This window comes from Streptomyces tsukubensis, from assembly GCF_003932715.1.
GTDB lineage: Bacteria > Actinomycetota > Actinomycetes > Streptomycetales > Streptomycetaceae > Streptomyces > Streptomyces tsukubensis.
Genome location: NZ_CP020700.1, coordinates 7,604,606 through 7,623,299, shown reverse-complemented (window position 1 = coordinate 7,623,299; position 18,694 = coordinate 7,604,606). Strand labels below are relative to the sequence as shown.

14 protein-coding genes are annotated in these 18,694 nt (G+C 71.3%); 3 read left to right on the top strand and 11 right to left on the bottom strand.

Features of this window, described 5'->3' with window-relative positions; genetic code table 11:
- Positions 1-83: 83 nt before the first annotated feature.
- From B7R87_RS31395 to B7R87_RS31355, 9 genes are all read right to left on the bottom strand, one after another.
- Positions 84-1,250 (bottom strand): glycosyltransferase family 4 protein, encoded by a 1,167-nt coding sequence (locus tag B7R87_RS31395; RefSeq protein ID WP_006344949.1) that lies wholly within the window; start codon positions 1,248-1,250, stop codon positions 84-86.
- Positions 1,247-2,479, bottom strand: coding sequence for an endonuclease/exonuclease/phosphatase family protein (locus tag B7R87_RS31390; RefSeq protein ID WP_130585150.1), 1,233 nt, complete (start codon positions 2,477-2,479; stop codon positions 1,247-1,249). Before B7R87_RS31390 ends, B7R87_RS31395 begins: the two co-directional genes overlap by 4 nt.
- On the bottom strand, positions 2,476-3,522 hold the full coding sequence (locus B7R87_RS31385) for a glycosyltransferase family 2 protein (protein WP_006344952.1): 1,047 nt from the start codon (positions 3,520-3,522) through the stop codon (positions 2,476-2,478). Before B7R87_RS31385 ends, B7R87_RS31390 begins: the two co-directional genes overlap by 4 nt.
- Before the next feature lie 63 nt (positions 3,523-3,585).
- Complete coding sequence (locus B7R87_RS31380; RefSeq protein WP_006344953.1) at positions 3,586-4,575, bottom strand: UbiA prenyltransferase family protein; 990 nt, start codon at positions 4,573-4,575, stop codon at positions 3,586-3,588.
- Between the two features lie 18 nt (positions 4,576-4,593).
- Positions 4,594-5,637 (bottom strand): NAD-dependent epimerase/dehydratase family protein, encoded by a 1,044-nt coding sequence (locus tag B7R87_RS31375; protein WP_006344954.1) that lies wholly within the window; start codon positions 5,635-5,637, stop codon positions 4,594-4,596.
- The gene (locus B7R87_RS31370) at positions 5,628-7,073 is read right to left on the bottom strand and encodes an aspartate aminotransferase family protein (RefSeq protein ID WP_006344955.1); all 1,446 of its coding nucleotides are present in this window, start codon (positions 7,071-7,073) and stop codon (positions 5,628-5,630) included. The genes B7R87_RS31375 and B7R87_RS31370 overlap by 10 nt, the downstream gene beginning before the upstream one ends.
- Complete coding sequence (locus tag B7R87_RS31365; protein ID WP_006344956.1) at positions 7,070-8,116, bottom strand: lysylphosphatidylglycerol synthase domain-containing protein; 1,047 nt, start codon at positions 8,114-8,116, stop codon at positions 7,070-7,072. Before B7R87_RS31365 ends, B7R87_RS31370 begins: the two co-directional genes overlap by 4 nt.
- Positions 8,109-9,146, bottom strand: a complete 1,038-nt coding sequence (locus B7R87_RS31360) for a glycosyltransferase family 2 protein (protein ID WP_130585166.1) — start codon at positions 9,144-9,146, stop codon at positions 8,109-8,111. Before B7R87_RS31360 ends, B7R87_RS31365 begins: the two co-directional genes overlap by 8 nt.
- Positions 9,143-9,502: a hypothetical protein gene (locus B7R87_RS31355; protein WP_157997825.1), complete on the bottom strand. Its 360-nt coding sequence runs from the start codon at positions 9,500-9,502 to the stop codon at positions 9,143-9,145. Before B7R87_RS31355 ends, B7R87_RS31360 begins: the two co-directional genes overlap by 4 nt.
- 537 nt (positions 9,503-10,039) lie before the next feature.
- Here B7R87_RS31355 and B7R87_RS31350 point away from each other — a divergent pair.
- The gene (locus B7R87_RS31350) at positions 10,040-11,029 is read left to right on the top strand and encodes a helix-turn-helix domain-containing protein (RefSeq protein ID WP_130585151.1); all 990 of its coding nucleotides are present in this window, start codon (positions 10,040-10,042) and stop codon (positions 11,027-11,029) included.
- Positions 11,030-11,137: 108 nt separating this feature from the next.
- On the opposite strand, the gene B7R87_RS31345 is transcribed toward B7R87_RS31350, so the two are convergent.
- On the bottom strand, positions 11,138-12,859 hold the full coding sequence (locus B7R87_RS31345) for a lysyl oxidase family protein (RefSeq protein ID WP_006344960.1): 1,722 nt from the start codon (positions 12,857-12,859) through the stop codon (positions 11,138-11,140).
- Between the two features lie 2,450 nt (positions 12,860-15,309).
- Positions 15,310-15,948: a TetR/AcrR family transcriptional regulator gene (locus B7R87_RS31340; RefSeq protein WP_006344962.1), complete on the bottom strand. Its 639-nt coding sequence runs from the start codon at positions 15,946-15,948 to the stop codon at positions 15,310-15,312.
- Positions 15,949-16,076: 128 nt separating this feature from the next.
- Between B7R87_RS31340 and B7R87_RS31335 the strand changes: the two genes are divergently transcribed.
- Both B7R87_RS31335 and B7R87_RS31330 read left to right on the top strand, forming a co-directional pair.
- Positions 16,077-17,477, top strand: coding sequence for an MFS transporter (locus B7R87_RS31335; protein WP_006344963.1), 1,401 nt, complete (start codon positions 16,077-16,079; stop codon positions 17,475-17,477).
- On the top strand, positions 17,474-18,694 hold the full coding sequence (locus tag B7R87_RS31330) for an FAD-dependent monooxygenase (RefSeq protein WP_006344964.1): 1,221 nt from the start codon (positions 17,474-17,476) through the stop codon (positions 18,692-18,694). Before B7R87_RS31335 ends, B7R87_RS31330 begins: the two co-directional genes overlap by 4 nt.

Here is an 18,694-nt window from a genome sequence, read left to right as displayed (position 1 = left end):
CCGCGGGCGATCCTCAATTTCCGTGCGGACGGGCGGAGTCGGGCCGCTGGTACGCCTCCCCGGCGGCCGGGGCGCCCCGTGCGTCAGACGGTGGCCCGGCGGGCCGCGCCGAGCGTCTCCAGCAGTTCGTCGTAGCTGTCCAGGCAGCCGTCGGTGCCGTACCGGTCCCGGGTCGTCCGGGCGCCCTCGGCGCGCTGTTGCGGTGAGAAGGCGGCGGCCTCCAGCAGGGCGGCGGCGAGGGCGGCGGAGTCGCCGGGCGGGAAGAGCCGGCCGAAGCCGGTGCTGGTGACCGGTACCCGCATGCCGGGGGCGTCGCTGGCGACCGAGGGAACGCCCGTCATCATCGCCTCCGTCTGCGAGATGCCGAAGGACTCCTCGGCCACCGAGGGCAGCGCGAAGACGTCCAGCGACGCATAGAATTCGGAGACCTGCCGGTCGGTCAGGAATCCCGTGAAGCGGATCCGCCGGTCGCCCGCGGAGCGCTCGCGGAGCGCGCCGACGACGCTGCCGCCGGCCACCTTGGAGTAGTCCCCGGCGATCAGCAGCCGGGCGGCGGGGTCATCGACGGTGCGGAAGGCGTCCACCAGATGGTGGAGCCCCTTCTCGGGGGCGATGCGGCCGAGGAACCCGAAGTGCGGGCCCGGCCCGTCCCGGAAGGCGGCGGGCGCCGGTTCCCGTTCGCGGCAGGGCGGGGCGATCGGGGCGATCCTGCCGCGCATGAGGCGCCAGTGGCGGGAGTGCTCCGCGTGGTCGGCGTTGTTGACGACGACGGCGGCCGAGCGGCGCAGCGCGGTCGCCACCGAGGCGTCCACGCCCCGGACCTGGAGTCCGGCGAGGCGGCCGGGCGGCAGCCAGACGTCGTCGTGGTGGGTGGTGATCACGGGCGTACGGCCGGTCAGCAGGGCCAGCGGGCCCGCCTCCAGCATCGGCAGATGGATGTTGACGGCCCGGGAGGCGCGGGCGAGCCGGGCCGCCAGGGGGAGGAATCCGGGGCTGAGGACGCCGCGTCCGATCCGGGCGGCGACCGGCGCGCGGAACACGTCGACGCCGTTGACCCGTTCCCGTACGGGCGAGGCCGGGTCGTGCCGGGAGGCGACCACGGCGACTCGTCGGCCGCGGGCGGCGAGGCCTTCGGCAACGGTGCGGGCGACCTCGGTGAGCCCGCTGGTGTAGGGCAGGTAGTAGGTGAGGACGACGGTCAGGTCGTAGCGGTACGGGCGGGCGGTACGGGTGGTACGCGTGACGGTCATGGCTGCACCTTCGGGTCATCCGCTGCCGGGCGGTCGCCGTCCGGCCCGGCGGGCGGCTGTTCCGGCAGGGAGAGGCGGAGCTGGATCAGACGGTGGGTGGAGAGCCCCGCGGGCGGGTTCTCCAGCGACTGGCGGTGGACGTCGATGTCCGGGGAGGCGAAGGTCCAGTCGAGCCGCCACAGCGCGGCGGGCCCGGCGGGGAAGGTCGCGGGGTAGAGGTCCGTACCGGAATCCGCGGTATCGCGCAGGCCCCGGAACCAGCGCAGGTCCTCGCTGCCCGGCAGGACGTTGAGGTCGCCGCCGAGGACGACCGGGTGGTCGTTGGCGTCCAGATCGGCGCGCAGGGCGCGCAGATGGAGCAGGCGGCGATGGGCGTGCGAGCCGACCTCGTGGTAGTAGGACGGGGTCAGCGGGTTGCGGTCGACGTTGAGCAGATCGGGCAGATGGGTGTTGTAGAGCGACAGGGTGCGCCCGGCGACGCGGATGTCGGTACGCAGTACCCGGACGTCCCAGTAGTCGGGCCAGTCGGTGGCGGGGGCGGGCAGTCCGGCCGGGCGCAGGGCGCGGGTCAGGGTGACGGGGTGGCGGGAGAGGGTGAGGAACCCTCCCTCGGTGGCGATGCGGTAGCCGGGGAAGGCGGCCCTGATCCGGGCGAGGTCGTCGATCGGGACGGGCCGGTCCCCGCGGGCGTTCTGGTACTCCTGGAGCAGATAGACGTCGGCGTCGTACCGGCGCAGATAGGTGTAGAAGCGTTCGGGGTCGCTGTCCTGGTGCCAGAAGAAGGTGTTCCAGGTGACCACGCGCAGCGCGTCGGCGGGTACCGGTCCCGGGTCGCGCAGCAGGGCGCCGGGGTGGAGGCCCGCCTGTCCGGCGCCCAGCAGCAGGGCGAGGGCGGACAGGAGCAGGGTGGAGCGGCGCAGTCTGCGGAGCAGGGCCGCGGGGATCAGCAGGGCGAGGGGCAGGGCCAGATAGGCGAGCGGGGGTGCGAGGTCGATGCCGTTCCAGAGCCACCAGCGGCCGCTGAAGGCGGTACGGAGTACGGTGTTCAGCGCCCACAGGGCGGCGAGGACGAACAGCAGGGTTCCTGCGGCCCGGGCCGCGCGGGCCCGGCGGGACGGCCCGGCGGACGGCCCGGCGGCGGGTCCGGGGTCGGGAGCAGGGTGCGGGTCGGGTGCCGGTGCGGGGCCGGGTTCGGGCGGCTGCCGGTCCACTCCGATGGGGGTGCTCACGCCGTCGCTCCTGCCGTCCGTCCGCCGGCGCTCGGCACCGGCGGGTCGTACAGCCTCCGGAAGCGCCGGGAGGTGAGCCACTGGAGTACGCCGACTCCGGCGCCCAGGGCGATAACGGCGTTGACGACGAAGTGCGCCAGGGCGAAGTAGGCGGTGAACCCGTACCCCCGGCGTCCCAGGACGAAGGCGTACAGACGGCGGTCGGCGAGCAGTGAGCCGAGGGCCAGGCCGGCCGGCAGGAGCAGCCAGAGGGCGCCGAACAGTCCGGCGGGCAGGGTGACCGGGGCCAGCAGGGCGGCGACGCTGGCTCCGGCGCGGGGGCCGGTGGCGATTCCGCCGGGGAGATCGCGTCGGCGGACGTACAGCGGAATGTGCAGCCGGGTGCGGTGGAAGACCTTGCGCAGCACCACCCGCCAGGTGTCGTCGTGGTCGTGGCGTCCCCGTACGGTGGTGGAGCTGTGCACCTCGTAGCTGCGGCAGATCCGGGCGGCGTAGTCGCCGTCCTCGGTGTGGCGCAGTCTCGGGTTGAACGGGCCGATCTCGGCGAAGACCTCGGCGGGCATTGCGCAGATGGCGGTGTGGAGGGTCCCGATCCGCCCTTCGTGCTCGGCCAGCCAGTAGTACTGGTGCAGACAGCGGTACTCCTCGATGAGGCTGTCGCGGATCAGTGGTTCGGCGTCGTACGTACCGCAGACCGCCCCGATGCGGGGGTTCTCCCGGAGCATGGCGACCGCGTTGGCGACGGCGTCGGGTTCCATGGCCACGTCGGAGTCGACGAAGACGACGATCTCGCCGCGGGCGTGGGCGGCGCCGGTGTTCCTGGTGACGGCGACTCCGCTGTTGACGCCGGTGCTGACGACCCGTACGCCCAGGGACTGCGCGACGGCCACCGAGTCGTCGGTACTGCAGTCGTCCACGAGCAGGATCTCCAGCGGCCGGTAGGTCTGGGCCAGGGCGGCGCGCAGACAGTGCTCCAGGGCGCGGCCGTAGTTGTAGTTCGGGATGACGACCGAGGCCAGGGGTGTTCCGGTGGGGCGGGTCATATCGGGCCGTGCCTTTCGGGCGGTCGGGCAGGGGCGCGGTGCGTACGGCGGGGCGGCGGGCGGTCAGGCGCGTCCCAGGGCCAGCGCGGTGCCGATGAGAGCGGCCCACAGCGCGGAGTTGAGGAGGGTGATGCGGTCCCGCACCAGGACGCGGACGGGGTTGCCGCCGCCCTCTTCGACCAGCAGTACCTGGAGGTAGCGGGCCAGTCCGAAGAGTGCGCAGAGCGCGGAGAGCAGCGCGGGGGTGTCGGCGGCACCGGTGAACACCGGTTCCTCGTGGAGGAAGAGGAGGTAGGAGACGGCGGTCAGCCCGGCGATCAGGCCGATCAGATGGTCGGCGAAGGCGATGGTGTAGCCGCTCAGCGCGGGGCGGTGGCCGAGTTCGGCGGCGGTGAGTTCGTGCCGCCGTTTGCCCAGGGAGAGCAGCAGGCAGAACGAGAAGACGCAGACGGCGAGCCAGTAGGGCACCGGCCGGCCCACGGCGGCGCAGCCGAGGGCGAGGCGCAGGACGAAGCCGGAGGCGACGATGAACGCGTCGAGCAGGGGTACGTGTTTGAGTCCCCGGCTGTAGCCGAGGCTGATCAGCAGATAGACGGTGACCGGCCACCATTCGGCGAACGGGCGCACCAGTACGGCTCCGGTCAGCACTCCGGCGAGTACGGCGGCCAGGGCGAGGGCTCCTCCGGTGCCGATCCGGCCGGCCGCGAGCGGGCGGTGGCGTTTGACGGGGTGCAGCCGGTCGCGTTCGCGGTCGGCGAGGTCGTTGACGACGTAGACGATCGCGGAGGCGAGGGTGAAGACGGCCAGGGCCCAGAGGATCCGCCCGGCACCGGACGGTGTCCAGTGGCGGGTGTCGAGGAGGGCGAGCGGGACGACGGCCAGGTTCTTCACCCACTGGCCGGGACGGATCAGGGCCAGCAGGTCCGCCACGGGCCGGCGGCGGGGGTCTGCGGCGGGGGCCGGTGCTGCGGGAGGGGTGACGAAGGCGGGTGGGGCCGCCACGCGCACGGGCGCGGCGGAGAACTTCGGGATGTCCACGGAACGGTTCTCCACTGCTGGGCTCCAGGGGGGTCAGAAGAAGACCTTGGCCAGCCCGAGCGCTCCCTGTTTCCAGGGGTCGCGGCTGGTCCGGCCGCCGGCGCCGGTGGCGGAGCGGGCGGCGGGCAGGGTGCGCCACCACTCGTACGTCCGCAGGATGGCGTCGCGGTTGGACTGCTGCGGCCGGAAGCCGAGCCGTTCGCGGGCGCGGCTGATGTCGACGTAGCTGTCGTCGAGCAGTTTGTACAGCAGCCGTCCGTAGACCGGGGAGAGTCTGCTGCGCTCCAGGCCCCGCAGTACGGCGAGGGCGGGGCCCGCGGGCAGCGAGACGACGCGTTTGCCGTGGCCCGCGGCGTCCAGGACGGCCTGGAAGTCCTCGCGGATGGTGCCGAATTCGGCGGCGCCCACGTTGTAGACGTCGTTCGCTGTTTCCGGCGGCGCTTCCAGGGCGAGGACGACCGCGTCCACCAGATCGGCCATGCCGAACATCTGGATGCGGACGTCGCCGCGCCCGAGCACCGGGAAGTTCCGCCGTTCGTCGGCCCATTCGAAGAGCATCGAGAACAGGCCCATCCGGCCGGGGCCGACGAAGGTCTTGGGGCGCAGCACCGGCAGGCACATGCCGCGGGCGCGGAACTCCTCGCAGACCGTTTCGGCCTCCGCCTTGGCGCTGCTGTACGGGTCGACGGGTTCGCGCGGGTGCTCCTCCGGTGTGGGGACGCGTTTGGGCAGCCCGTAGACGGCGGTGGAGGATATGTGGACCACGCGCGGGATGCGGGCCCGTTCGGCGGCGGTGAGGACGCTGCGGGTGCCGTCCACGGTGATGGAGCGGATCTGGTCGACGGGGTAGCTGGGGAGCGCCGCGGCGCAGTGCACGAGGGCGTCGGCGCCGGTGAACGCGCGGCTCAGCGCCGTACCGTCGCGGATATCGGCGATCAGGTGCCGGACGCCCTGCGGGGTGTGCTCGGCGGGGCGCAGGTCGAGCCCGGTGACATCGTGTCCGTCGGCGGCCAGCCGGGCGACCAGATGGGAGCCGAGCATGCCCGCGGCTCCGGTGACGGCGATCCTCAGGCCCATCGGGACACCGCCTTGTCCTTGACGAAGGCCGTGAGCAGCCGGGTGAGTCCCTTGGCGAGGGTCTTCTCGAAGGCGTCGAGGAAGATCTCCACCTCGGCGGGTCCCGCGACCAGCGGCGGCGCGACGACCAGCGGGCTGCGGCCGTTGAGCGTGTAGTAGAGGAACACGTCGTGCTCCTGGTACATGGCGTTGATCACCGCGCAGGTGATGAGTTTGGTGCGGAGCAGGGGGTCGCGGGCGAGGCCGCCGGGGGCGAGCCTGGCCGCGAGGTCGAGGATGCGGGGACCGCCGTCGAGGAACACTCCGTGCAGCGCTCCGGCGCCGCGGACGTCGGCGATGATGTCGGGGTACTGCTTGCGCAGCCGCTCCAGGCCCGGGACGAGGACCCGTTCGATGGCGCGGGCGCGGGCCGGATAGTCGTCCTCGACGACGATGTTGACGGCCTCGACGGCGGTGGCGGTCTCCTCGCCGAAGCCGTAGTAGGTGGTGCTGGTGGACTGGAGCATGGCGTCGCCGAGGTTGTCGTACGCCTTCTTGAACACGGGCTCGCGGGCGACGAAGGCGGAGATGGACGATTTGCCGCCGCCGAAGGCCTTGGAGGTGGTGACGACGTCCGGCACCAGGCCGGGGTAGCGCATGAAGTGGAACAGGCTGCCGGTCTTGCCCCAGCCGGTGTAGATCTCGTCGAAGATCAGCACGATGTCCTCGGCGGTGCACAGCTCGCGCAGGCCGCGGAGGAACTCCTCGGAGCACTCGTTCATGGTGGAGGCCGAGAAGGGTTCGATGAGGATCGCGTAGACGTCGCAGCCGCCCTTGGCGTTCCGGGCGCGGCCGACGGCCTCGCGCACCGAGTCCAGGTCTCCGTAGGTGAAGGCGGAGACCCCGGGGATGCCGGGGAACCGGAAGGCCGAGGACTGGGCGCTGCCGGTGAGGCTGCCGGAGCCGAGGAGCTTCCCGTGGAAGCTGATGTCGGCGTGGAGGATTCGGCTGCGGCGCCCGGAGTGGTATTTGTACGCGAGCTTCACCGCGCCCTCCACCGCCTCCGCGCCGGAGTTGGGGAAGAAGGACATCGCCAGATCGTCCGGGAGCAGTTGGGCCAGGTTGTGGCCCAGTGCGGCGATGTACGGGGAGAAGTAGGTCTTGTGGACCTCCATGCGCTGCCGTTCCTGGAAGCGCTTGCGGGCGGCGAGGATCCGCGGATGGTTGTGGCCGTGGTTGAGTACGCCGACGCCGCCGGTGAAGTCCAGGATGCGGCGGCCGTCGCGGGTGTGTATCCAGGCGCCTTCGGCGCGGTCGACGAGTTCACGGCCGAAGCCGAAGGAGGTCATCAGGGCGACCTGGCTGCGGTTGACGTGCGAGCGGTACAGCTCGTGGACCTGGCGTACGGTCAGTTCCTCTGCCTCGTCGAGGCTGAGCAGCTGGTGTGCGGAGGTCATCGGACCCCTTCCGGAAGGGTGGTACGGGACAGGGCGGCCGGAGCGGGGCGGGCGAGCCGGGCCCAGAGCAGGGCGGCGCCGGTGGTGGCGACCTCGCTCAGTACGCAGACCAGTCGGCTCGCGATCACCGCGGCGGTCGCGGCGGACAGCGGCATCACGGCGGACAGCGGGGCCAGCAGCACCAGCTCCCGGGCGCCGATGCCGTCGGGCAGGACGAAGGCGAGACTGCCCGCGACGGTGGCGAGCGCGAAGCCGCCGACGGCGACCGGCAGCGAGGGTCCGGCGGGTGCGCCGAACAGGACGACGAGCGCCCACAGGTGCAGGCCCGACACGCCCCAGGAGGCCAGGGCGAGCAGGATCGACCGGCGTACGGCCCGCGGCGAGCCCGGTTCGACGGCTGGCCGCCGGGCCAGTCGCAGGACCGCCGCCACCAGCCGGTTCACCCAGCCGGGCCGGGCGTATGCGGCCCCGGCCAGCAGCACCAGAGGGGCGAACGCCCAGGTGTACGGGCCGAGGACGGCGGGCGCCGTCAGCAGTCCGGCCGCGGCGCCGGTGGCGATCCCGATGACCAGGCCGACCCCGAAACCGGACAGCATGCGTTCGGGCGCCACGCCCGCGTCCCGGCCGAGCTGGACATGGGCGAGCACGCCCCAGATCCGGCCGGGGACGAACTTGCTGATGAACCCGATGAAGAAGATCCGGGCGGCGACGGGCAGCGGCAGCCGTCCGCCGTCGTCCGTGACCAGGACCCGCCAGGAGAGCATCGAGAGGGCCAGTCCGGCCGCGTTGGCCAGTACGGCGGAGAGCAGCAGGACGGTTCCGCCGGGGCGCCGGGCCGCGGCGGAGATCTCCGCGCCGGCTCCGTCCAGCGCGCCGCCGACCGCCAGGGCCACGGCGCCGAGGAGGACGAGCGCGGCGAGCAGGCGGGTGATCCGGGACCGCAGCGGTCGGGAGGCGGGCGCCGGTGCTACCGACTCTGCCGGTTCTGCCGGATCGGGCGGATCGGGGCTCGTCCGGGGCCGCGGCGGTACGGGGTCACTCACCGGCCAACCGCCGTGGGGCGCCCGCCGCTCCGGCCGCCGTCCCGTCCGCAGTCCGGTCCCGGCGGCGGCGGACCGAGGGCCCGAAGCCCGGGTCGACCAGCCAGCGCACCGCCCCGACCAGGGCACCGGACACCAGGGCCAGATGCACCAGGAAGTGCGCCAGCACGAACCACGCCAGGAAGCCCGCGCCCCGGCGCCGGGCGACGAACCGGGCCAGCCCCGGGTCGGCCAGGGCGAACCAGAGCAGACAGAGCGCGGGCACCGCCAGCAGCCAGGGGGCCAGCAGGCCGAGCGGTGCCGTCACGGGCACCAGGGCCGCGGCGAGCGCCCCCACCGGCCGGTTGGCCTTCAGTCCGCCACCGCCCCGGCGCTCCACCGCGGCCACCGGCACCAGCAGTTGGGAGCGGCGGAACTGCTCGGAGAGCATCGGCCCCAGGCGGTCCACGTCGTCGTGCCGCCCGACCACCGTCTCGGTCATCCGGATGCGGTACGCGGCGCCGAGCCGGTCGCTGTACTCGACGTCCTCCGAATCGCGCAGGTTCTCGTCGAACGGCCCGACGTCCTCGAAGACGGCGCGCGGGATGGCCGCCAGGGCGAAGATCGCGGTGCCGACGACACCGACGCTGCGCCGGCGCCAGAAGTGCGCGTGCAGCGCCCGGTAGCGCTCCACCGGGCCGTCGTCGAAGAGCGGTTCGACATCGTAGATGCCGTGGACACAGCCCGTACCGGGGTCGCTGAGCAGCAGGTCGACGGCGTTGGCGAGGGCGTCGGGGTCGAGCGCGACGTCCGAGTCCAGATAGAAGAGGATCTCTCCCCCGCTGTTGCGGGCGCCGAGGTTCCGTGCGGCCGAGACCCCCCGGTTGACCGGAGAGGCCACCACGGTGCAGGGGAACCGCCCCGCGATCTCCCGGGAGTCGTCGGTACTGCAGTCGTCCACGACCACCACGTCCAGCGGGGCGAGGGTCTGGGCGTACACCGACTCCAGGACGGCGCCCAGGGTCTTCGCGGCGTTGTAGGTGGGGATGATCACGGACACGGTGGGTCGTTCCCCTGGCATGTCACTCCCTGACTTCTCGGTTCTTCGGTACCGGCCGGCTGCACCCGCCCGAGGGCCGCCAGCGCCCAGCCGACGGTCTCCGGGCAGCAGGCGAGCGCTCCGGCGAGGAATCCGAAGGCGGCGCCTTCGGCGTCGACCGGGTCGCCCGCCTCCATGAAGAGGGCGGCATGGACCCGGTCCGGGCCCGCGACGGTGTGCAGATGCGCGGGAACGGTGGCGTCACCGGCGGCCCGTGGGTGCCGGTGCGACCGCAGGATCTCGGCCAGTTCACGGGGGCCGGGGGTACGTTGCGACCTCCCGGCCTCGACGAGGATCAGCAGCGCGGTCACGAGGTACATGAGGCAGCGCGCTCGGGGCTCAGCCCCGTACGTCCCCGTCCGGAACCCGCCCCGGGCCGGTGCCGGGCGGTCCCGGGGGCGCCCCCGCAGCGGTCCGCCGGGGGCCCCGGCCCCCCTCGACGGAGGCGGTTCCGACGGCGGGTCCGCGCGGCGAGTTCATCATGTGGCTGCTCCCCTCGGCAGTGGGACCGGAGCTCCTCCGGCCCGGCGCCGATTCTGGTCGGCCCGCCGCGGCAGCGGCCACACCCGGCGGGTGGCAGGCCGTACCGCCGCAACCGGCTGCCACCGGAAGTTGTGCCACGGAGCGCCGCCGAACAGGCGGAACCGACCCGCTGGCAGCGAGGTGCCCGGCAGCTTTCGGCCAGACCCTCCGACTGGTCCATACCTTTGGCAGGTCGGAGGATGTTCCTCGGCGCCACCCCGCCCGGTCCGGTCGCGCGTTACCCGACCGAATTCTGAACTCGCGCCCACACTTGTGCACTTGAGCGGAATGATGTGCGCAAAAACCGGAGATTTTGGGGGGAAGGATTGTTTGACGCACTCGGCCTGGATTCGAAGACGGAAGCCGTCTACCGGCTGTTCCTGGAGGAACCCGAACTCAGACTCGACGAGATCGTGACCAGAGTGGGCCGCAGCGAGGAGGAGGTACGCTGCGCGCTCGACCGGCTCGCGGACCTCTGCTTACTGGACCAGGCGGACATCCATGCGGCGGGCGAGCAGCTCTTCCGGGCCGCCGACCCCGATGTCAGCCTGCCCTATCTGCTCTCCCGGCGGGAGGCCGAACTCGCCAAACAGCAGCGGGGACTGGAGGAGGCGAAAGCGGCCGTCACCACCCTCACGGCCCGCCGGACCGCCCGCCTCCCCCGCGGCTACGACGTCGTCAAGCGGCTGGAGGGCCGCAACGAAATGCGCGTACGGCTGGCCGAGCTCGCCGAACTGGTGCGGTTCGAGTACCTGTCGCTGTCGCCCGGCGGGGCCCAGCCGCCCGATGCCATCGCCGACAGCAGGCCGCTCGACCAGCGGGCACTGGCCCGCGGCGTCCGGATCCGCAGCATCTACCAGGACAGTTTCCGCAACGCCCCGGAAACCGTGCGCTACGTCAACTGGCTGGGCGGCCTCGGCGGCGAAGCCCGTACCCTGCCGTCACTGGCGATCCCGATGGTGATCTTCGACCGTGAGGTGGCGCTCGTCCCGCTCGACCCGAGGGACGGGCGGGCCGGGGCGCTTGAGCTGCGGAGCGTCGGCGCCGTCACGGTGGCCCGGCTGCTCTTCGAGGAGTACTGGGCCCGGGCCAATCCGGTCGGCCCCGCGCCGCTCCACGACAGCGACGGCCTCAGCCCGCAGGAGAAGGAGCTGCTGCGCCTGCTCTCCAAGGGGCACACGGACGAGAGCATCGCCCGCCGCCTCGGCGTCTCGCTGCGTACCGTACGCCGGATGAACGCCGACCTGACCGGCAGGCTGGCCGCCCGCAGCCGCTTCCAGGCCGGCGCGGAGGCGGCACGCCGGGGCTGGGTCTGACGGCCGTCCGCGGCGGACAGCCGAGCACACGGAGGTGCGCGGCCCCGCCCTCGCGGGAACCCTCCCAGGGGCCTCGCGCCGTCCGCACCACCCGCCCCGGGCCTCTGCTCACCCGGTCAGGTCGGCGCCGAGCGGGGCGGCGGTCACGGTGCGGGCACCGGGCCTGCCGCCGAGGACGATCTTCCGATAGGCATTGTTGTTGGCGAGACTCTTCTCGTGGAGCCGCCCGGACGGGTTGGCCACGACCTGAATCCAGTACGTGCCGTTCGGTACGTCCGTGATGTCGAAGGACTGGCCCGGCAGATCACGGCTGTAGGTGTCGCCGGAGCCGACGGCGAGCGACTGGCGGATGGAGAGCGCCTGCGGCTCGCCCTGACCGCAGGCGCTGCTCAGGTCGGTCCCGCTGGGGCGCCAGTCGGCGCGCTTCAGCGTGTAGTCGACGGCATCGGTGTTGACCAGGCAGAACGCCTCCTTGTCGCTGCGCAGGGCCTCCTTCCGGTCCTCGGTCAGCAGCCGGTAGGCGGCGAAGTCGGTGAAGTGCCAGTGGTTGTGGCCCACCCGCGGGTCCCACTCCATGGTGCCCGTGGGAGCGTGTCCGGCCTGTCGGCCCCTGGCGTCGTAGAAGTACTGGTACGCGTCCATCAGCGGTTTGCCGGACTGCCGGAATCCGTCGACGACGAGCGGCGAGTCGCCCGAGTTCCAGGTCGTGCTGGCGAAGGCGAGGTGGTCGCGGCCCTCCGGCTCGCCCCGGCGCTCGGTCTCGACGGCGATGTCCCAGACGGGCAGGGCGCGCAGATCGGGCTTGGGCACATGGGCCGGCACCACGGGCGGCCCCGCCGGCCGCGCAGCCGCGGCCTTCGCACGCGGGGCGAACCGGGAGCCGTCGGTGTAGCCGGGGCCGTCGCCCAGCAGCTTGAGCGCGGCGCGGGCGGGCTGCTTCAGCGCGTGCGGGACCTCCGGTACGGCCGGCGGATAGGAGCTGTCCTCCGCCGTCCCGCGTCCGGCCGCCCCGGACAGGGCGCCGCTGTCTCCCGAATGCGCGGAGTGGGCGGAGTGGGCGGAGTGGGCGGAGGCGCGGCCCGGAGCCGGATCGACGGCCGGATTCGGGGCCGGATCCGGAGGTGTCACGTTCACCTTCACGGTCTGCGGCTCGTCCGCGATACCGAAGAGTTCCCGGTACTTCTCCGCCACGGAGATCCGCGCCGTGTACCTGCCGGTGGCCAGCGGCAGGGGGACGCTGGTCAAGCCCGCGCTGGTGTTGGTGGCCCAGCCCTTCTCGACGCCCCACACCATGCCGAGGGTGAAGGGCCCGTCATGGCACTGCTCCGGGTAGCGCGGCACGGGCACGGCGCCGGGGTCGATACGGGCCGATGCGTTGTTCGGGCAGAAGGTCTCCCGGCTGGTGGCGACGGCCTCTCCGTCCGCGCCGATGAAGGTGATCTCCGTGAAGCCCGGCAGCCCCCCGAGGTCCGTCACCAGACCGGCGGGCAGATCCTTCCTGATGACCCTCACACCGTCGTGGACGAACTGCTGAACCCGGACCTGCTCCGCCCCGAGGGCGCGGGTCGCCCTCAGCTCCAGTGGCCCGCCCTCGACTCCGACGTAGGCCCCCAGACCACCCAGGTCGACATATCTCCGACCGTCCGCGTCCTCCCACTGCTGAAGGGTGACCTCGGGCGATGCCACCACCAGACTGATGTCCGGCGCCGTGAACCCGCCCGGCGAGCGCTCCGCCCCGGGCACGGCGGCCACGAGCCCGGCCGCCAGGGCTACGGCCGCCGCGACGGAGAGCCCCCCGGCCCACAGACGCTTCCGGCTTGTTGTGCTCATGATTCCCCTCGTCGACGAGTGCCGTTCGGCTGACGGCCGGGGGGAGCGGACGTCGGGAGCGACAGCTTGTCCGGAACCGGGGATTCGCCGCAGAACCGGCCGCCGGTGATCGCCGTACGGCTCAATCCTCCGAGGAGCGCGCGCAACTGACGCACCCGCACCGCCACCCGTGTCAGCCTCGCCCCGGCCGCACCCATTCCGCCTGCACGACGATCTCATAGACAACCGAAAAGTCAATCTTGAACCATATGAGGCGGTTCGCGTTAATCTCGGGGTACGAGGTCACCGGGCACCCTCGGTGAGATCGGCGGGAGTGCACCCCATCAGTCGAGTGACGGACCGATCAGCCAGCAGCCACGGCAGATACGGATTCCCGTACGGCAACTGAACCGACTCATCAGTCGGCCGAACCCTGCGTGCATGACTGGTGTCGGGTACGTACAGGACACCCTGGTGACCCCACGGACGCGGGTACCGCACCCGGACGGCCGTGTAACCACGTCCAAGCTCCGGGCACTGCTTCACCGCCAAGACCGCGCAGGGCGCAGGGCACACAGGTGGCGTGATGGTCAGCGCCCCTTCGAGCGGCTCTGCGCCGGCTACCAGCCAGAGCGGCCCGCTCGGGGAGTGCGGAGGCTTCCGACCGCAGACCTGGCACAGCAGCCGGTCCGTGGCGCGGCGCTGGCGGCGCGAGTCCAGCTGGTCGTACAACGGCCGACCGCCGCCACCCACAGGGCAAATCCCCCGGCCACGGGCGACCAACACCCCGTCGGGCGTCCGGTCCTGGACACCTTCATCCTCGTATCCGATACCACCCCCACCAGGAGCGACCACAACCGGCTCGGCCAGGACCGGCGCGCCGGACCACGGCGTCACCCACGGCACAACCCGTCCCCGGAACCACGAGAGGGAGGACACATCAGTCATCGGAACCTCCGCCCCGGCTCAACTCGCCCGGCACAGGCCCAGGCGTGAGCGTGGTGGCGTGTTCAGGGCAGACGTACATCACCAACCCAGGTCCGCTGGCACGCTCTACGTACCCGACCTCCACCGGCGCCGTCGTCACACGACCACACACACGACAGAACGCAATGAGCGGTGGAGGAAGCGGGACAAGAAGGCTCTCCACCGTCACCACAACCGCCCCCTCAACACCAGGTTCGCCAGGCTCCCCCGGGAACGCCGGGAGCCGCCTTGCGGTAAGGGCACTGGGTCGACCAGCAGGCGGAAGGCAGGGTCATACATGCGGCAGATCAGCTCCTTGGAAGGCTGGTCGGTCGAGCCCTGGTGGACGCTTTGCTGCGACACACACGGGGCCGTCCTCATCGTGGCGCCCCGTCCTGGCCGGGGTTCTCAGACATCGACGTGTGACGCGACGGGGGTAGAGCAACCCAGCCGTGTTCGCCGGTCACAGTTCGACGGCCGGCATCAGCGGTCACCGAGGGCGTGCCGACCGACCTCGGGTAGCATCCGAACTGCCTCTCGCCCGACAGAAACCTTCATCAGGCACGGGACCCAGTAGATCAAGGCCATCAACCGTCAACCTGGTTTCGGGCTCAGACAGCCACGCCCGTCCCGGGCTTCCCAGCATCCGCAGGGATGGTCCACTGCTCAGGCGGGCCCGCTCTCAAAGAGGCACATGCTCCCCGCATCTGCGGGGCTCTGTCGGGACCGGGGCAGCAGGCGCCGGGGACGCCGGCAGCCTTCGGTACTTCAACAAAGCGCGACACATAGTTGAGGCAGGTTCGTGAGGTGGCGGTCTGATATCCGCGATGGAGTGCGCACATAGTCAGCGGAATAACGAGGCAGTGCACTAGCGCCATAAATCGCGTCGGCAAGAAGCTGGTCCGCATCAGTGCCTTCCGTGTACACCCAGGTGAAGCATGAGATCCTTGGCAACTGGACCAGTTATAGAGCACGGCATGCGATCACATTGCCGAGTTCCGGCTAATTTTCCCCTTACCAACGCCGGATAGACTCGTAGGCCTCCACGCCAGCCATCACTTCCAACCTGTACGGCCAGGCATGGCACAACGATCCAAAAATCCTGCATAATTAATTCTGTGCGGCCTGACCTGCGGTTTAATCACCTGAGCCAAGCTCTCGGCTGGCCCATCCGTCCCTCTCTGCTACCGGGTTTTTCGCACCGCCTGAAATACACAGCGGTGCGAAAAACCCGGTAGCTACCGGGCCCTCCTCAGCAGTTTGCCGCAGGCCCTGCCCTCAGCCTTACTTTTCAATCTGTCCGAAACGGATACGACAGATAGTTGCGAGCAAGACCAACCTCGCCGACATCGAGAGCGCACGCAGCGCACACCGCCCGCCCCCGGATCCCGCAGTCCGGTCCGTCCACTCTCGGGAATTGCGCCCCGACCACTCGTCGTAATTCTTGGTAGCTGGGCCCACAGCTTTTCGCCGCATGGCCCGACGGAGCGCCCATGCACCGTGCCTCAGCGCTGCCCCGTTCGATACGCCCTGAGGAAGGTCCGCACTCCTTCGACGACGAGCGGCCGGACCCGGGCGTCCTCCGTGGCGTTCGCGGAACCAAGCCTGTCCAGCGCGACGCCGAACGTCAGCGCGATGAACTGGTCGGCCGCGAGACGGGGGTCGGGGACTTCGAGCAGTCCGGCCGCGGCGAAGGCGGCGAACCGCTCGGCGATCGCCTCGTCGGGGGTGTCTGCCATCGAGTTGTAGCCCCGGTGCGGCAGATGACCCGACTCCGTCCGGACCAGTCGCTGCAGCGTCGCGTACTCCCCCGAGCCGAGCATGTCGGTCGCGATCGTCATCGAGAACGCCACCAGGGCGTCCTCCAGCTCGGTGAACTCGGTGACGTCGGTGAGCGTTTCGTCGAGGGTGCGTCCGATCGTGGCGATCAGCGACCGGCCGATGGAGTCGACGACCGCTTGCAGCAGGGTCTGCTTGTCGCCGAAGTAGTCGTACACCGTCCGTTTGGACACTCCGGCGCGGCCGGCGACCGCATCGACGCTGGATCGGTCGAAGCCGTCGGAGAGGAACAGTTCCCGGGCCGCCGCGAGGATCGCGGCCCGCTTCGGCGTGGATCCCTCGCGCAGGGTCTTCGTGGTCGGCATGATCGCATCCTAACCTTTCTACACTGCACGGTGTAGTGTAGTTTCGGGTCGGGGGCGATGCCGGGCGGGCAGCGCCACCCGAGGGGGCGGCCCCCTTGACCCTCCCGGCCATGACGGAAAGGACTTCCATGACCACCGTTCCGGCACCCCCGATCCGTATCGGGAAGACCGCCGTCGGGGCTCTGAGCATGCTGGCCGTCGCCACCGGAGCCCTGGAGTCAGTGGTGACGCCGACACTCCCCCTCCTGCAGCGCGAGCTGGACATGAGCCCCGCCGAAGGGGCGTTACTCAGCATCGTGCTCCTCGTCACCGGAGCACTCGTCACCCCGATCGCAGGCAGGCTGGGCGACCGCTACGGCGGAAAACGGATCCTCATCCGGCTGATGACGGTGGTCTGTGCAGGTGGTCTGGTGTCGGCCCTGGCACCGAACCTTCAGGTGCTGCTGCTGGGTCAGGTACTGCAGGGGGCGATGGTGGGCGCGCTGCCCCTGTCGTTCATCCTGGTGCGCAAGCACCTCCCCGCAGCGGAGTCGAAGGTGGCCATCGGGGTGGTCAGCGGGTTGTTCGTGGGCGGCGGGATGGCGGGGACGCTGTCGGCCGGGCCCGTGGCGGAAGGGCTGTCCCGGCACTGGATGTTCGCGCTGCCCACGATCGCGGTGATCGGGGCCACCCTGCTGGTGAACAGGCTCATGCCGGACGATCCGCCGGGTCGGCCGGACGACGCCGGGGTCGACTGGCCCGGCCTGCTTCTTCTGAGCGCGGCGCTGGTGACGCTCATGCTCGCCCTCGCGCTGGCACCGGACATCATCGGCTCGCAGCCACTCATGCTCCTCGCCCTCGTCGTGGTTCTGGCCGCGCTCGTGACCGGCTGGACGGCCGTTGAGCGCCGCGCGGCCTCGCCGATGGTCGATCTGGGCCTGCTGGCACGGCCCGCGGTGTGGAAGTCGTGTGTGCTGACGTTCGTGATATGCGCCGGTACCGCGGTGGCGGTCCATCTCGTCCCGCAGCTGTTCGCGGTATCCGCCGACGACTACGGATTCGGAGCCGGTGCCACCGAGATCGGCTTCTTCCTGCTGCCGGGCGCCGTGGTCGCCTCGCTGGCCGGGCCGTTGAGCGGGATCGGCGCGCGGCGTTTCGGCGCGCGTGCCGTGGTCTGTACGGGGGGCGCCGTCATGACCGCCGCCTTGTTCGCTCTGGCGGCCGCGCACAGCGAGGTCTGGCACCTCGTCGTCGGCAAGGCGATGATCGCGCTCGCCAACGGCCTGTGCGTGACGGCTCTGGTGACCGGCACCGCAACGGCCGTCGATCCGGGTGACACCGGCATTGCCACCGGCCTGGTCCTGGTGACCCGCGTGATCGGCTTCGCCGTCGGGGTCCAGATCAGTGGTGCGATCCTCACCGCCGGTACCCCTTCCGGGTCGGATGTCCCGGCCGAATCGGCCTTCGTCACCGGCTTCGTCGTGGCCGGAGCCGTCACCGCACTGTCCCTGCTGGTCGCCCGTACCCTGAGCAAAGGAGTCGAAGAATGACCCGCACCGGTCTGTCGAAGGGTGCCCGTAGTACACCGAGGCGTACGGTCCTGATATCCGGGGCCGGCGTCGCGGGGACCGCACTCGCGTTCTGGCTGAACCGCTACGGATACGCGGTCACGGTGGTGGAGAAGGCGGGCGCACTCCGTGGCGGTGGCTACCCCGTCGACGTACGCGGCACCGCACTCGAAGTCGTCCGGAGGACGGGGATCCTGCCGCGGCTGCGCGACGCCCATATCGACCTGCGCCGGCTGGCATTTCTCGAAGGGGACGGCAGCGAGGTGGCCTCGGTCGACCCGTACGCCGTCACGGGAGGGGTCGCGGGGCGGGACCTGGAGGTGCGGCGTGGAGATCTGACGGGCGCTCTCCACGCGGCGGTCCGCGACGACGTGGAGTTCCTGTTCAACGAATCCGTCGACACCCTCGACCAGTCGGGTGACGGAGTCGATATCACCTTCCGCGGGGGCGGGAGCCGTACCTTCGGCATGGTGTTCGGTGCCGACGGTCTGCACTCGCGGACGCGCAAGCTCCTGTTCGGCCCCGAGGAGCAGTTCCACCGGTATCTCGGCTACTGCTTCGCCGGATTCACCATGCGCAACACCTTCGGGCTCTCCCGCGAGGCCGTGATGTGGAACGCCCCGGGTCTGGCGGCGGCGCTGTACGCGGTGGGGGACGACGACGAGGTGCACGCCCTCCTGAACTTCGCCCATCCGGAACCGCCGGTCGACGCCTTCCGGAATCCCGGGGCCGAGCGGAGCCTGGTCGCCGCGGTCTTCGCCGACGCGGGCTGGCAGGTCCCTGGCATGCTCGCAGCCATGGACGAGGCGGACGACCTGTTCTTCGACGGGGTCGGCCAGATCCGTGTGCCCCGCTGGTCCAGCGGCAGGGTCGCGCTGGTGGGCGACGCCGCGTACGCGCCCTCGTTCCTCACGGGACAAGGGTCGAGCCTCGCGCTCGTCGGCGCGTACATGCTCGCCGCTTCCCTGGCCGGCCGGGACCACGCCGCGGGCTTCGCTGCCTACGAGCACGACACGCGTGGGTTCGTGACCGTGAACCAGGAGCTGGTCGGCGCGGGCAGTGCCACACTCTTCCCCACCACCGCCCGGGCCCTGGAGGAACGCAACGACATGCTGCGCCATCTCGTTGCCCGGCCCCCGGCGGAGGGGCGTCCGGCGCATTCGGCCCTCACCCTGCCCGCGTTCGAACCCCTGGTGTGA

Excerpts from the sequence above, each read along its gene's own strand:
- B7R87_RS31395 (WP_006344949.1), bottom strand. The coding sequence starts at position 1,250 with ATGACCGTCACGCGTACCACCCGTACCGCCCGCCCGTACCGCTACGAC.
- B7R87_RS31385 (WP_006344952.1), bottom strand. The coding sequence starts at position 3,522 with ATGACCCGCCCCACCGGAACACCCCTGGCCTCGGTCGTCATCCCGAAC.
- B7R87_RS31375 (WP_006344954.1), bottom strand. The coding sequence starts at position 5,637 with ATGGGCCTGAGGATCGCCGTCACCGGAGCCGCGGGCATGCTCGGCTCC.
- B7R87_RS31370 (WP_006344955.1), bottom strand. The coding sequence starts at position 7,073 with ATGACCTCCGCACACCAGCTGCTCAGCCTCGACGAGGCAGAGGAACTG.
- B7R87_RS31345 (WP_006344960.1), bottom strand. The coding sequence starts at position 12,859 with ATGAGCACAACAAGCCGGAAGCGTCTGTGGGCCGGGGGGCTCTCCGTC.
- B7R87_RS31340 (WP_006344962.1), bottom strand. The coding sequence starts at position 15,948 with ATGCCGACCACGAAGACCCTGCGCGAGGGATCCACGCCGAAGCGGGCC.
- B7R87_RS31335 (WP_006344963.1), top strand. The coding sequence starts at position 16,077 with ATGACCACCGTTCCGGCACCCCCGATCCGTATCGGGAAGACCGCCGTC.
- B7R87_RS31330 (WP_006344964.1), top strand. The coding sequence starts at position 17,474 with ATGACCCGCACCGGTCTGTCGAAGGGTGCCCGTAGTACACCGAGGCGT.